The organism is Xanthomonas sp. NCPPB 1325, from assembly GCF_041477645.2.
Lineage (GTDB): Bacteria > Pseudomonadota > Gammaproteobacteria > Xanthomonadales > Xanthomonadaceae > Xanthomonas > Xanthomonas cannabis.
The window spans coordinates 2,106,246-2,121,679 of record NZ_CM192985.1; the positions used below are offsets into that span (position 1 = coordinate 2,106,246).

Consider the following 15,434-nt stretch of genomic DNA (forward strand, 5'->3'; position numbering starts at 1 on the left):
CGGCGGCAAAGCCGCCATGCAGCGAAAGCGGGACTGGCCTCGGCGCCGGTCCCGATACGATCACGCGGGGCGTCTTGCGTCGCGACAACCAGTCTTCAGTCGTCTTGCGTCCTGGGAGGGATTCAGATGTCCAAGTTTTCAAGCCATGCCTTGGCAGGCACGGGCGTGCGTGCGTGCCGTGCCCCACGTTTGCGTCATTCGGCCATGGCCGTCAGCATCGGGCTGCTGCTCGCTGCGCCGGTATACGCACAGCAGGCGCCGGCGGCCAGGGGTGCGCCTTCAGGCACCGCCGGTGCCAGCGCGGTGGATCTGGACACGGTGGAAGTGCGCGGCGTACGCGCCAGCCTGATCAAGTCGCAGGTGATCAAGCGCGATTCCAGCCAGATCGTGGATTCGGTCAGCGCGGAAGACATCGGCGCGCTGCCGGACCGCAGCGTCACCGAAACCCTGCAGCGCGTCAGCGGCGTGACCATCGACCACTTCGCCGCGCGCAGCGACCCGGATCACTTCTCCGCCGAAGGCAGTGGCGTGATGATTCGTGGCCTGACCCAGGTGCGTGGCGAGCTCAATGGGCGCGACATCTTCAGCGCCGCCAGCGGCCGTGGCCTGAGTTTCGAAGACGTGCCGGCCGAGCTGATGGCCGGCGTGGATGTCTACAAGAATCCGTCGGCCGAAATCATCGAGGGCGGCCTGGGCGGCACGGTCAACCTGCGTACGCGCATGCCGTTCGACAACCCGGGCCGGATCGTCGGCGGCAACGTCGACGTCAACTGGGGCGACATGAGCAAGAAGTACAAGCCGTCGGCCTCGTTCCTGTTCAGCGATCGCTGGGACGCCGGCGTCGGCGAAATGGGCTTCATGATCGATATCGCCCATTCGGAACTGGCGACCCGCTCGGACGGCATCCAGGTCGAGCCGTACGTGCGTCGTACCGACGATGCGGTGCTGGCCGGCAGCGGGCGCAGCGAGGTGTTCGTGCCGGGCGGAGTGAACTGGCGCCAGCTGGATTTCGAGCGCAAGCGCGACGGTATCGCCGCAGCCTTCCAGTGGAAGCCCAGCGACCAGACCGAGATCTACGCGCAGTACCTGCGTTCGCGCTACGACATGAACTGGCAGGAGCGCGCCGCATTCTTCAACGACAGCAACAACAGCATTAGCCCGGCGCCGGGCACCACCTTCCAGTACGACCAGGACGGCGTATTCCAGCGCGGCTCGCCGGTGTCCAACTCCTGGCGCGGCCTGCTGACCGGCGATGGTGTGCGCTTCAATACCGACAACCGCTATTCCGAGCAGCGCACCACCACCTCGGACCTGTCGGTGGGCTTCAGCCATTACTTCAACGACAACCTGCAGATCAAGGGCGACGTGCAGCTGGTGCAGTCGGAAAACGACCAGCTCGACTTCACCGTGTTCAGTGCGACTTATCTGCCGGGGCTGACCTATGACGTGTCGGGCAAGTATCCGACCGTGCAGATCGCCAACCAGGGCTTCACCCAGGACCCGTCCAATTATTTCTGGGCGGCGGCGATGGATCACCTGGGGCATAACCGCGGGCGCCAGCTGTCCACCCGCGTGGACCTGGAATACACCTTCCAGGACAGCAGCTGGCTGCGCTTTGCGCGCTTCGGCATGCGCGCCACCGACCGCAATCAGACCAACAAGAACTCCGGGTACAACTGGGGCGTGCTGTCGGACAACTGGGCAGCCATCCCCGGCAGCGCCAATGGCCTGGCCAACATGTCGCAGTACCTGCCCAACGAGTCGTCGCTGTTCACCTTCTCCGACTTCTTCCGCGGCGGGGTGAACGTGCCGACCACGCTGGTGGTGCCCAATGGCGGGCTGGTCAAGAACTACCGTCGCGCCTCGGAACTGCTGCAGCAGCAGATCGTGGCCCTGCGCGGTTCCGGTTGGGCACCGGACACCTACCAGCCGCAGGACACCAACCGCCAGTTCGAGCGTACCCAGGCCGCCTACGCGGCGCTGTACTTCGGTAACGACGAGGCCTGGGGCGTGCCGGTGGACGGCAATATCGGTGTGCGCATCGTGCAGACCAAGACCCAGGCCGAAGGCTTCGGCCAGTTCCAGGACCTGTCGGGCCTGAACGTTTCGCCCGAGCTGCAGGCCCGCTACACCGGGCAGTACTTCGACAACAACTCGCAGGGCAGCTACACCAATGTGTTGCCGAGCCTGAACATGCGTTTCCGTTTCACCGACAGCCTGCAGTGGCGTATCGCCGCCTCCAAGGCGATGGCGCGCCCGGACTACACCCAGCTGCAGCCGTACGTGCTGCTCAACGTGGAGACCGACGACGCCGGCAATGCGACCAACTTTGTCGGTACCGCGGGCAATCCGACCCTCAAGCCGATGACCGCCAACCAGTTCGACACCGCACTGGAGTGGTATTTCGACAACAGCGACATGCTGTACACCACGCTGTTCTACAAGAAGGTCAAGGACTACTTCTCCACCCAGACCCGCAGCGAGACCTACGATAACCGGCAGTGGCTGGTGACCCGGCCCTACAACACCGACGAGGGCACCATCCGCGGCGCCGAAGTGGGCTATACGCAGTTCTTCGACGAATTGCCGGGCTGGATGAGCGGGTTCGGCGTCAATGCCAACTTCACCTTCGTCGACAGCAAGGGCGGCGCCAACACCGCCATCGACCCGTACACCCGCACCACGGTGGAAGGCGTGGAGCTGCCACTGGAAGGCCTGTCGCGGCGCAGCTACAACCTGGCCGGCATCTACGAGAAGGGCCCGCTGTCGCTGCGGCTGGCCTACAACTGGCGCTCGCGCTACCTGCTGACCACCAGCGATGCGGCCACCCGGTTGCCAACCTGGGCCGACGACTACGGCCAGCTGGATGGCTCGTTCTTCTACCGCTTCAACGAACACCTGCAGCTGGGGATCCAGGCCAACAACCTGACCAATACCGAGACCAAGGTGTTGATGGGGCCCACCTCCTATGAGGGCGGCGAGGTGGATACGCGGCTGTACACCCGCAGCCAGTTCGTCAACGACCGGCGCTACTCGCTGGTGCTGCGCATGAATTGGTAAGTGCGCACGGTCACGGCCCGACTGTGCAGCGCTCCGCACGGTCGGGCCCGTCAGGTATGCATCCGCAGGTTCGGGCCGTGATGCCGGACCTGCCAGGTTTTCCAGTGTTGCTATAGTTTTAACGAATAGCTTTCCAGGAATATTTCATTGGTGTGGCATGACGGCCGCGCCCTATGCTCCCGCCGCAGCCGCAGGTCCGCCCGCCAGGGCAAACCGCGCATCCGCCTACCCGGTGTCCCGGGCGCAGATACGGGCCAGCAACAACGACGGGCAGGGCGTTCGCGCACCGGCCCGCTAAAAACAAGCAGTACATGCGTCCTGGGAGGGAGCACCATGTCAGTGCAACATCGCCACATTCCGGCAGGCCGGGCTGTGGGTCAGCGTTCGATCCGTGATTTCCGCCGCTCCGTGATGGCCATCAGTGTGGCTACCTTGTTGAGCGCGCAGGCCTATGCGCAGGATGCGACCACCACTGCCGCACCGGCATCGGATGCGACCACCCAGCAGCTGGACACGGTGCAGGTCACCGGTACCCGCAGCAGCGTCACCAAGGCGCAGCTGGTCAAGCAGAACGCCGAGCAGATCGTCGATTCCATCGTTGCCGAAGACATCGGCAAGCTGCCCGACAACAACGTCGCCGAAGCGCTGCAGCGCATCTCCGGCATCCAGATTTCGCGCAACTACGGCGAAGGCAGCTCGATCGCCATCCGCGGCCTGACCCAGGTGCGCACCGAGCTCAATGGCCGCGACATCTTCACCGCCAACGACGGCCGTGGCCTGAGCTTCGAGGACGTGTCGGCCGAGTTGCTCGGCGGCGTCAACGTGTACAAGAACCCGTCGGCCGATATGATCGAAGGTGGCCTGGGCGGCACCGTCGACCTGCGCACGCGCCTGCCGTTCGACTATGAAGGCCGCAAGATCGCCGGCAGCGTCCAGTACAACTATTACGACCTGGCCGACGACGGCAAGCCGGCGTTCTCGGGCCTGTTCAGCGACCGCTGGCAGACCGGCATCGGCGAGATCGGCATCCTGGTGAACTATTCGCAGCAGAAGAGCCCGTTCCGTCAGGACACCATCTCGATCGAGCCGTGGTATACCCAGACCGATCTGCCGGGCTACGAAGGGCAGGGCGTGTCGGTACCGCACGGTGCCGGCATCAACACCACCGTCGGTGAGCGCGAGCGCAAGACCGGCGCGTTTGCGATGCAGTGGCGCCCGAACGATTCGGTGGAGGTCTACACGCAGGTGCTGCGTTCGGACTACGACTTCAGCTGGCACGATTATTCGTTCTTCGCGTTGACCGGGGCCAACAACATGCAGGGCTTGCCCGGCATCCAGGTCAACAGCCGCAACGAGTTCGTCAATGGCTCGTTCCAGAATGTGCCGACCGAATCCAATACCAGCCTGACCGAGCGTCACTCGGTGACCACCGATTACTCGCTGGGCGCCAAGTGGACGGTCAACGAAAAGCTGACCCTGAGCACCGACTTCCAGTACGTCGATGCCACCACCAAGGGCACGCGCTACATCATCGCCACCGGGCAGGACACCAGCCCGCAGTTCAACGTCGACTTCCGTGGCGATCTGCCGCGCCTGTCGGTGACCGATGCCAGCGGCGCGGAAGGCTACCTGGCCGACGTCAACAACTACGACGGCTGGCGCTGGCACCTGGACAACAAGGACGACAACACCGGCACCGAGTTTGCCTGGCGTTCGGACATGGATCTGGCGTTCGACAGCGACTTCGTGCGCAGCTTCAAGGCCGGTGTGCGTTATACCGACCGCGATGCCGAGACCAAGGGCAACGTGTGGCGCTTCATGTGCATCAACGATTGCTCGGGCACGCCGTTCTCGCAGTTCCCCAGCATCGGTCTGGTGGCCAACCCCATCACCGACTTCTTCCGCGGTGAGAGCAGCACCTTCGGTCGCACGCTGACCGCGTCGGATGCAGCGGTGGCCAATTACGAGCAGAGCCTGGCCACCTTCGGTGCCAGCCCGCTGGAATTTGCCCCGAACAATATCAACACCCAGAACGAGAAGACCTACGCGGCGTACGGCGTGTTGCGCTTCGGCGTGGATGGCGACATCCCGTTCGACGGCAACATCGGCGTGCGCGTGGTGCGGACCGAAGTCGGCTCGCGCGGCGTGCGCACCGGTACCGATGCCGAAGGCGGCGGTCTGATCCCGGTGGATGCACAGCAGACCTACACCGACGTGCTGCCGAGCTTGAACCTGCGCTGGATGCTGAGCGATCAGCTGCAGTGGCGGTTTGCGGCCTCGCGCGGCATTTCGCGCCCGACCTTCGACCGCCTGAACCCGAACCTGAGCCTGAGCACCGGCACCTCGTCCAGCGGCGCCTCGACCTTCACCGGCACCGCGGGTAACCCGAGCCTGGAAGCGGTCAAGGCCGACCAGTTCGACACCGCGCTGGAGTGGTACTTCGGCCAGGGCTCGATGATGTACGGCACCCTGTTCTACAAGAAGGTGGAAGGCTTCATCGCCAATGCCGTCTTCAACGAGGTGTACGACGGACAGGTGTGGCAGATCACCCGCCCGGTCAACGGCGATGCCGGCAAGATCCGTGGTGCTGAGCTGGGCTATACGCAGTTCTTCGACTTCCTGCCGGGCTGGCTGAGTGGCTTCGGCCTGCAGACTAACTACACCTACGTCGACAGCGAGGCGCCGAGCCCCACCGCCACCGACACCAATGGCCAGGCGCTGACCGTGCCGCTGGAAGGCCTGTCCAAGAACAGTTACAACGCGATCCTCAGCTACGAAACCTCGCGCTTCCAGGGCCGTGTGGCCTACAACTGGCGCAGCGACTGGCTGGTGACCACTGCAGGCAACGGCACCGGCAACCTGCCGGTCTACAACAAGGGCTTCGGCCAGCTGGATGCCTCGCTGCGTTTCAACATCAATGATGTGTGGTCGATTTCGCTGGATGGCGTGAATCTGCTCGATACCCGTCGCGAAAGCTACCTGGGTAACGAGTCGCGCTACCGCGACTTCGTGATCAACGACCGTCGGTATGGCCTGACGTTGCGGGCCAGCCTGTAGAACGCGCCGTAGGAAGTGCGTCTCCGGTCCGGCGAGCTGTGCAGGCAGCTCGTTGGACCGGTGTTTTTCCTATCGATGGCCACGCCATCGATCGCGAGGGGAGCCGGAGGAATGATCGCCGTGATCGATCCGCCTACTAAGCGCCGCCTTTTCGCAGCACATGCGTGGCTGACTGCTGTTTGCCTGACGCTGGTGTTGCTCTTCATGACGTCCAGCGTGGCTGCGGCCGAGCCCGCCACGCCAGGACCCTATCAATGGCGTAGCGTCGCCATCGGCGGTGGCGGCTTTGTCACCGGCGTGCTGTTTCATCCTGCCGAGCGCGATCTTGCCTATGCCCGTACCGATGTCGGTGGCGCGTACCGCTGGGATGCGCGAACGCAGCAGTGGGTGGCACTGACCGACTGGTTGGGCGCCGACGACTGGAACCTGATGGGGATCGATGCCTTCGCCATCGATCCTGCCAACCCCGAGGCCATCTACCTGGCTGCCGGGACCTACATGCACGCGCGTGCCGGCAATGCAGCCGTGCTGCGCTCGTTCGACCGCGGCCGCAGCTTCGCGCGCGCCGATCTGCCGTTCAAGCTCGGCGGTAATCAACTGGGGCGCGCCAACGGCGAGCGGCTGGCAGTGGACCCGCACGATGGCCGTGTGCTGTTGCTGGGCTCGCGTGATGCCGGCCTGTGGCGCAGCACCGATCGCGGCGCGCACTGGGCACGGGTGGAGGGATTTCCGGCCGAGGCATTGGCCGGCGCCACGGCGCGCAACCATGTCGGACGCGAACAGGCGGTGGGGATCGCCTTTGTGGTGTTCGACGCCGCCAGTGGCCGCGCCGGTGCTCCCACGCCGCGGATCTACGTCGGCGTGTCCACCGCGCAGACCAGTCTGTATGTTTCCGAGGATGCCGGCCGCAGCTGGTCGGCAGTGCCCGGGCAACCGCAGGGGCTGCGTCCCAGCCATATGGATGGAGGCCGCGACGGGCACTGGTATCTGAGCTATGGCGATCAGCCCGGCCCGGATTTGATGGCCGGTGGTGCGCTATGGAAATACACCCCCGCGCAGGCGCGCTGGAGCGAGATCAGTCCGATCGCGCAACCGGCCAATGGCGACGGCTTCGGCTGGGGCGCGGTGGCGGTGGATCCGCAACAGCCGCAGGTGCTACTGGCCAGCACCTTCCGTCGCCGCACGCCGCGCGATGAGCTGTTTCGCAGTGTCGATGGCGGCAAGCACTGGACGCCGCTATTGGCCGACGCGGTGTTCGATCACAGCGCCGCGCCGTGGACCTCGCATGCGCGTCCGCACTGGATGGGCGCGCTGGCCATCGATCCGTTCGACAGCAACCACGCCCTGTTCGTTACCGGTTACGGCATCTGGGCCTCGCGCAACCTGCAGGACTTCGCCAGTACGCAGCAGCCACTGCAGTGGTGGTTCCAGGACCGCGGGCTGGAAGAAACCGTGCCGCTGGATCTGCTCAGCCCGATGGCCGGTGCCCATCTGCTCAGCGCGCTCGGCGATATCGATGGATTTCGCCACGACGACCTGGATACCGCACAGCTGCAATACGCAGGCCCGCGCCTGACCAATGGCGAAAGCATCGACGCCGCCGGACAGGTTCCGATGACGGTGGTGCGCAGCGGCACGGTGCGCGACCGTCGCAACAACGAGATCCGCGCGCTGGTCTCGCGCGACGGTGGCGCGCACTGGGAGGCGTTCGCCAGTGAACCGCCGGCCGGGCAGGGCGCAGGCACCATCGCGATTGCAGCAGACGCCTCGCAGGTGATCTGGGCGCCGCAGGGCGGCGGCAACTGGCGCACGGCCACGATGGGCAAGCAGTGGCAGCGCGTGCAGGGGCTGCCGGACACCGCGGTCGTGGCGGCCGACCGCGTCGATGCGCAGCGCTGGTATGCCGTCGATACCGCCAGCGGTGGCCTGTATGCAAGTACCGATGGCGGGGCCAGCTTCCGCAACACCGGGCAGCAGGTCGGCAATCCGGCACGCGATGAGCGCGCCCGCCCGCAACTGCGGCCCGATCCATGGCGTGCCGGCGTGGTGTATCTGGCCAGCCCGTCGCTGGGTGTGATGCGGTGGCAGTACGGACGCCTGCAGACCCTGTCCAGGCCCGACGAAGCGCGCTCGCTGGGCATCGGCAAGCCGCTGCGTGACGGCACGCCGCCGGCGCTCTACCTGGCCGGCCGCGTGGACGGCGTGGATGGCGTATTCCGTTCCGACGACGAAGGCGCGCACTGGCTGCGCATCAACGACGACGCGCACCGCTTCGGCAAGCCCTATAGCGTCACCGGCGACCCACGACGTCCCGGTCGGGTGTATTTCGCCACCGGTGGGCGTGGCATCTTCTACGGCGACCCACGATGAGCGCTGCATGCCTGCGCGCGTCATCGCGCTGTCGTACCGTGACCGCCTTCATCCCCCGCCGAACCGTTGCGCGCCGACCGGCCGCGCCGACCCTGGAGATCACTGCATGACCGTTCCTTTCGTCCGCCGCGCATGCCTGCTGGGTCTGGCCCTGGCCAGCCCGCTCGCGCTGGCCCAGCCGACGCTGCCCGTGCTGTTTGCCGATGGCGCGGTGTTGCAGCGTGACCAGCCGATGCCGGTGTGGGGATGGGCGACGCCGAAGGCGACCATCACCGTCAGCTTCGACGGCAAGCGCGCCACCGCCAAGGCCGATGAGAGCGGGCAGTGGAAGGTCCGGCTGCCCGCGCACACCGCCGGGGGCCCCTACGTGCTGCGTGTGCAGGGCGACGGTGGCGACGTGCAGGTGCGCGATGTGCTGGTGGGCGACGTGTGGCTGGCCAGCGGGCAATCGAACATGGAATGGCCGCTTGCCCAGGCCAGCGATGGCGCACAGGCGGTGGCCGCGGCCAACGACCCGCAGCTGCGCCATTTCAAGGTGCCCAAGTCGTGGTCGGTGCAGCCGGAAGCACGCCTGACCGGCGGCGACTGGAAGGCGGCCACGCCGGCCAATGCCGGTGAGTTCACTGCGGTTGGTTACTTTTTCGCCAAGGAGCTGCGTGCCAGCACCGGCGTGCCGATCGGCATCGTCAACAGCACCTGGGGCGGCAGTTCCATCGAAGCGTGGATGGATGCGGCGTCGCTTGGTTTGAATGCCGACCGGAACCAGGGCGCGATCGAGGCGATCAAGCAACGCGACGCCGCCGCGCAGGCCGCCACCGGCAAGCGCATCGCGCGCTGGCCCAAGGTCGACGGCGATATGCCGCAATGGCGCGAATCTGATTTCGACGACAGCGACTGGGACAGCATCCCGACCACCCAGCAATGGGAAGCCAGCGGCTATGACGGCATGGACGGCATCGCCTGGTATCGCACCACGGTGACCCTGAGCGCTGCCGAGGCCAAGGCCGGTGTATCGCTGGGCGTGGGCCAGATCGACGACTCGGACATCACCTACGTCAACGGCCAGCAGGTCGGTACCACCGAGAAGCAGTGGAACCTGCCGCGCGTCTACCGCGTGCCGGCGTCCGCATTGCATGCCGGCGTCAACCACATCGCGGTGCGCGTGGAAGACCTCAGCGGCGGTGGCGGCATGCATGGCCCGGATGAGCAGCGCTTCGTGCAGACCAGCGCGGGCGCCAAACGCGCGTTGAGCGGCTGGAAGTTCCGTCCCGCCGCGGTGCGGGTGTCCTTGACCGACAACAAGAACCAGCTGCCCACGCTGCTGTACAACCAGATGATCCACCCGCTGCAGCCGTTCCCGGTCAAGGGCGTGATCTGGTACCAGGGTGAAACCAATGCCACCGACAGCGGCGCGGTGAAGTACCGCGAGCAGTTCGCGGCAATGATCCAGCAGTGGCGCGCCGAGCGTGGCGACAAGACGCTGCCGTTCTTGTGGGTGCAGCTGGCCAACTTCAAGGCCGGCGGCGACAAGGGCGAGCTGAGCCCGTGGGCCCTGCTGCGTGAGTCGCAGTCCAAGACCTTGGCGCTGCCGGCGACCGGGCAGGCGGTGATCATCGATATCGGCAACCCCACCGACATCCATCCCACCAACAAGCGCGATGTGGGGCATCGCCTGGCGCTGGCCGCGCGGCATGTGGCCTATGGCCAGACGCTGGTGTACAGCGCGCCGGTGTTCAAGCGGGCGAGCTTTGACGGCGGCAAGGCGGTGCTGAGTTTCGACCTGCAGGGCAGCGCATTGCAGGTGCGCGGCGGCGGTGCAGTGCAGGGCTTTCGCATTGCCGGCACCGATCAGCGCTTCTATCCGGCCACTGCGCAGATCGATGGCGACCGCGTGACCGTGCGCAGCGATGCGGTGCCTGCACCGGTGGCGGTGCGCTACGGCTGGAGCGAGAACCCCGACGACGCCAACCTGGTCAATCGCGACGCCCTTCCTGTTTCCCCCTTCCGCACCGATACTTGGTGACACGGAGACTTATGTCCATGCATTCCCCCGTTACGCGTGTGATCTCTTCTTCCACTGCGCGCCGTTGTCTGCGTCCGCTGCTGCTGTCTGCGTTGACGCTGGCGCTGGCGGCCTGTCAGTCCGGCGAGCAGGACACCGCTGCAACATCCGCCGCCGCCACACCGGCCGCAAACACCGCCGCCACGCCGGCAAGCGGCGCAACAGCGCCGGCCACGCAGACGCCGATGCCGCAGTTCGTCAGCAAGGACGGCAAGCATGCGTTGATGGTCGACGGTGCGCCGTTTTTGATCCTGGGCGCGCAGGTCAACAACTCCAGCAACTATCCCGGCGTGATGGACAAGGTGTGGCCGGCGATCCAGGTGCTGGGCCCCAACACCGTGCAGGTGCCGATCGCCTGGGAACAGGTGGAGCCGGAAGAAGGCAAGTTCGATTTCTCCTTCGTCGATACGCTGCTCACCCAGGCGCGCGAACACAAGGTGCGCCTGGTGCTGCTGTGGTTTGCAACCTGGAAGAACAACGGCCCGCAATACGCGCCGCATTGGGTCAAGACCGACAACCAGCGTTTTCCGCGCGTGGTGACGCGCGAAGGCAAGTCGATCGGCTCGCTGTCGCCGCATGCGCAGGCCACCCTGGATGCCGACCGCAAGGCGTTCGTCGCCTTCATGCAGCATCTGAAGAAAGTTGACCCGCAACACACCGTGATCATGATCCAGCCGGAGAACGAGGCGGGCACCTATGGCAGCGTGCGCGACTTCTCGCCAATGGCGCAGAAGCTGTTCGACGGCCCGGTGCCGGAGGAACTGCTCAAGCGCCTGAACAAGCAGCCCGGCAGCTGGGCGCAGGTGTTCGGTGCCGATGCCGATGAGTTCTTCCATGCCTGGTCGATCGGCCGTTACATCGACCAGGTGACCGAAGCCGGCAAGGCCGAATATCCGTTGCCGATGTACGTCAACGCCGCGCTGCGTGGCCCGTTCAATCCGGGCCAGCCCGGCCAGTACGCCAGCGGTGGCCCCACCGACAACGTGCTGGATGTGTGGAAGGCCGCCGGCCCGCATATCGACCTGCTGGCGCCGGACATCTACATGCCCGAATACCGCATGTACACCACGGTGCTGGAGCGTTACGCGCGGCCGGACAATGCCTTGTTCGTTGCCGAAACCGGTAACCGCCCGGAGTACGCGCGCTACCTGTTCCCGACATTGGGCCACGACGGCATCGGCTGGTCGGCGTTCGGTATGGATTACACGCGCTATTCCAACTACCCGTTGGGTGCCAAGCACGTCAACGAAGAAACCCTGGCGCCGTTCGCGCTGGGCTTTGACCTGGTCAAGCGCGGCATGCGTCCGTTCGCCAAGGCCGCGTCGGAAGGCAAGCTGCACGGCACCGCCGAAGAACCCGGCCAGGCCGTGCAGGAGCTCAAGCTCAACGACCGCTGGAGCGCCACCATCACTTACGGTGTGCCGCAGTTCTGGTTCAAGGGCGAGCCGCCGGGCAACCCGGAGCCGATCGGTGCTGCGCTGATCGCCGAGCTGGGCCCGGACGAGTTCCTGGTCACCGGCTACCACGCGCGCGTGACCCTGCACCCGGCCAGCGAAGCGACTGCCAACATGATTTACGACCGCGTCGAAGAGGGCGTCTACGAAGGCACGGAGTGGAAGTTCGAGCGCAACTGGAATGGCGACCAGACCGATTACGGCGTCAATTTCTCCAGCGCGCCGCAGCTGCTCAAGATCAAGCTCGCCACCTTCAAGTAAGCGTGGGTGACACCCGCTGCGCCGGCCTCATGCCGGCGCAGCAGATGCGACCGACGCGGCATGGTGCACCGATGCACCTGGCCGCTACCACGCCCACCGGACGACTGCCTGCAACGCGGTTGACCACACCATCATCAAGACCACGCAGCGCTGCCCCCGCAGCCTGTTTCGCAATTCAAAGGGAGTGACCATGCAAACCACCATCCGTTCCGCCGGCACCGTGCCCGCCAACCGGCGTACACCGCTGGCCCATTGCCTGGCGTTGTCGCTGGCCCTGCTGGCCAATGCCGCGCATGCGCAGGAAGTCCGCAAGGCCGCCGATGGCGTCACCGTGGTGCCGAGTGCCAAGGGCGCTGCGCCGGTGCGTCTGCAGGTGGTCGATAGCGGCATCATTCGCGTCAGCGCGGACCCGGACGGCGACTTCGCCCGCAGCCCCAGCCTGATGCGCGTGCCGGTGCAGGGCGACACCGCCTTCCAGGTGGCCGAGCAGGGCGACAACGTGCAGCTGAAGACCGGCAAGGTCACCGCCACCGTCTCCACCGTCGATGGCCACGTCAGCTTTGCCGATGCCAACGGCAAGCCGGTGCTGGCCGAAGTGGCCGGCGGGCGCAGCTTTGCGCCGCTGAAGGTGGAAGGCAAGCAATACCTGAGCGTGCGTCAGCGCTTCCAGTCGCCCGATGACGAAGCGCTGTACGGCTTCGGCCAGCACCAGCAGGGCTGGATGAACCAGAAGGGCCGCAATGTCGAACTGCAACAGAACAACATCGACATGGCGGTGCCGTACCTGGTGTCCAGCCGCAACTACGGCCTGCTGTGGGACAACAACTCGATCAGCCGCCTGGGCGACCCGCGCGGCCTGCAGCCGCTGCCGAAAACGCTGAAGCTGTACGACGCCAAGGGCAAGGCCGGCGCGCTGACCGCGCGCTATGCCATCAACGGCAAGCAGGTACTGGAGCGCCGCGAGAGCGAGGTGAACTATCAATACCTCAGCGACCTGACCAAGTTCCCCAAGAAGGCGATCACCAAGGACAAGGACAGCCGCATGCAGGTCAGCTGGGAGGGCGAGATCGAAGCGCTCACCGGTGGCGAACACACCTTCTCGCTGTATTCGAGCGAATACGCCAAGTTGTATGTGGACGGCAAGCTGGTGATCGACCGCTGGCGCCAGAACTGGAACCCGTGGAATCACGAGTTCACCCTGGATCTGGAGCCGGGCCAACGCCACCCCGTCAAGATCGAATGGGACCTGATCGACCCCAGCTACATCGCGTTGCTGCATCGCGACCCGCTGCCGGCTGCCGAAGCGAAGGACCTGTCGCTGTGGTCCGAAGCGGGGCAGATGATCGACTACTACTTTGTCTCGGCCGACTCGTACGACCAGGCCGTGGCCGGCTACCGCGAACTCACCGGCAAGTCGGTGATGCTGCCCAAGTGGGCCTATGGCTTCTGGCAGAGCCGTGAGCGCTACAAGAGCCAGGACGAGCTCGTCGGCGCGGTGGCCGAATACCGCAAGCGCAAGCTGTCGCTGGACAACATCGTGCTCGACTGGTCGTACTGGCCGGAAGACGCCTGGGGCTCGCATGATTTCGACCCCAAGCACTTCCCGGATCCGGATGGCATGGTCAAGGCCGTGCACGACATGCACGCGCAGATCATGATTTCGATCTGGCCCAAGTTCTATCCCACCACCGCCAACTACAAGGAACTGGACGCTGCCGGCTTCATGTTCAAGCGCAACGTGGAAGTGGGTGAGCTGGACTGGATCGGCAAGGGCTACAAGAACTCGTTCTACGACCCGTATTCGGAAAAGGCCCAGGCCATCTTCTGGCGTCAGGTCAACGAAAAGCTCAACAGCAAGGGCTTCGATGCCTGGTGGATGGACGCCGACGAGCCGGACGTGCATTCCAACCTGGACATCGCCGAGCGCAAGGCACGCACCACGCCCAATGCGCTGGGCTCGTCCACCGAGTACTTCAACTCCTATCCGCTGCCGCACACCCACGGCGTCTACGTGGGTGATCGCGCGGCCGACGACAAGCGCGTGTTCATCCTCTCGCGCAAGGGCTACGCCGGCACGCAGCGCAACGCGGTGGCGGTGTGGAGCGGCGACATCGTCTCGCGCTGGGATGACCTCCGCGAGCAGATTTCCGGTGGCGTGAACATGGCGCTGTCGGGCCTGCCCAACTGGACCTTCGACATCGGCGGCTTTGCGGTGGAGAAGCGCTACGAGAACCAGGACCCGGCGCATCTGCCGGAATGGCGCGAGCTCAATACGCGCTGGTTCCAGTTCGGTGCGTTCGTGCCGATCTTCCGCTCGCACGGCCAGTTCCCGTACCGCGAAATCTGGAACATCGCCCCGGAAGGCACGCCGTTCTACGAGAGCATGGCGTACTACAACCGCCTGCGTTACGCATTGCTGCCGTACATCTACAGCCTGGCCGGCGATACCTACCAGCGCGATGGCGTGATCATGCGCGGCATGATGATGGACTTCCCCACCGACGCGAAGGCGCGCGACATCAACGACCAGTACCTGTTCGGCCCGGCATTCCTGGTCGCACCGGTCACCAGCTTCGGCGCCACCTCGCGGCAGGTATATCTGCCGGCCGGCACCAGCTGGCTGGATTTCGCCACCGGCAAGCGCTACGAGGGCGGCCAGAGCATCGAAGCCGCCGCGCCGATCGAACGCATGCCGCTGTTCGTGCGTGCCGGCTCCATCGTGCCGACCGGCCCGGTGCAGGAATACGTGGACCAGATCCCGGATGCGCCGCTCACCGTGGTGGTCTACACCGGCGCCGATGGCCAGTTCTCGCTGTATGAGGACGACGGCAAGGGCTATGGCTACGAGAAGGGCGAGTTCAGCCGCATTCCGCTGGTCTGGAACCAGGCCAAGGGCGAGCTGAGCATCGGCAAGCGCGAAGGCAGCTGGACCGGCATGCAGGCCAAACGCACCATCAACGTGCGCTTCGTCGATGGCCCGCGCGACGACGCCGGCGCACTCGCGCCCAAGACCGACACCACCATCCAGTACGACGGCAAGCCGGTCAGCGTGTTGCAGCGCAAGATTGCGTCCGGCAAAGCGCGTCGTCGATGATCGCAGGCTGTCTTCAGTCGATGAGCAAGCAGATGCCGGAACGCCGCAAGGCAGTCGCGGGCGGTTCCGGTGATGC

General features: G+C 65.5%; 6 protein-coding genes. All 6 read left to right on the forward strand.

The window, feature by feature from the left end; genetic code table 11:
- Positions 1-126 precede the first annotated feature (126 nt).
- The 6 genes from ACCQ10_RS08940 (at position 127) to ACCQ10_RS08965 (ending at position 15,358) form a co-directional block, all read left to right on the forward strand.
- Positions 127-3,060: a TonB-dependent receptor gene (locus ACCQ10_RS08940; RefSeq protein WP_372362824.1), complete on the forward strand. Its 2,934-nt coding sequence runs from the start codon at positions 127-129 to the stop codon at positions 3,058-3,060.
- A 333-nt stretch (positions 3,061-3,393) separates the two neighbouring features.
- Entirely contained in the window at positions 3,394-6,117 is a 2,724-nt protein-coding gene (locus tag ACCQ10_RS08945; protein ID WP_104580149.1) for a TonB-dependent receptor, read from the forward strand.
- Positions 6,118-6,228: 111 nt separating this feature from the next.
- Positions 6,229-8,487, forward strand: a complete 2,259-nt coding sequence (locus ACCQ10_RS08950) for a sialidase family protein (protein WP_372362825.1) — start codon at positions 6,229-6,231, stop codon at positions 8,485-8,487.
- 106 nt (positions 8,488-8,593) lie between these two features.
- Positions 8,594-10,510 (forward strand): sialate O-acetylesterase, encoded by a 1,917-nt coding sequence (locus tag ACCQ10_RS08955; protein ID WP_372362826.1) that lies wholly within the window; start codon positions 8,594-8,596, stop codon positions 10,508-10,510.
- Between the two features lie 11 nt (positions 10,511-10,521).
- Positions 10,522-12,264, forward strand: a complete 1,743-nt coding sequence (gene galD, locus ACCQ10_RS08960; RefSeq protein WP_372362827.1) for a GH35 family beta-galactosidase GalD — start codon at positions 10,522-10,524, stop codon at positions 12,262-12,264.
- A 190-nt stretch (positions 12,265-12,454) separates the two neighbouring features.
- The gene (locus ACCQ10_RS08965) at positions 12,455-15,358 is read left to right on the forward strand and encodes a TIM-barrel domain-containing protein (RefSeq protein ID WP_372362828.1); all 2,904 of its coding nucleotides are present in this window, start codon (positions 12,455-12,457) and stop codon (positions 15,356-15,358) included.
- Positions 15,359-15,434: the final 76 nt, after the last annotated feature.

What these genes read in the sequence shown, in the direction of transcription:
- ACCQ10_RS08940 (WP_372362824.1), top strand. Translation starts at nt 127, where the DNA reads ATGTCCAAGTTTTCAAGCCATGCCTTGGCAGGCACGGGCGTGCGTGCG.
- ACCQ10_RS08945 (WP_104580149.1), top strand. Translation starts at nt 3,394, where the DNA reads ATGTCAGTGCAACATCGCCACATTCCGGCAGGCCGGGCTGTGGGTCAG.
- ACCQ10_RS08950 (WP_372362825.1), top strand. Translation starts at nt 6,229, where the DNA reads ATGATCGCCGTGATCGATCCGCCTACTAAGCGCCGCCTTTTCGCAGCA.
- ACCQ10_RS08955 (WP_372362826.1), top strand. Translation starts at nt 8,594, where the DNA reads ATGACCGTTCCTTTCGTCCGCCGCGCATGCCTGCTGGGTCTGGCCCTG.
- galD (WP_372362827.1), top strand. Translation starts at nt 10,522, where the DNA reads ATGTCCATGCATTCCCCCGTTACGCGTGTGATCTCTTCTTCCACTGCG.
- ACCQ10_RS08965 (WP_372362828.1), top strand. Translation starts at nt 12,455, where the DNA reads ATGCAAACCACCATCCGTTCCGCCGGCACCGTGCCCGCCAACCGGCGT.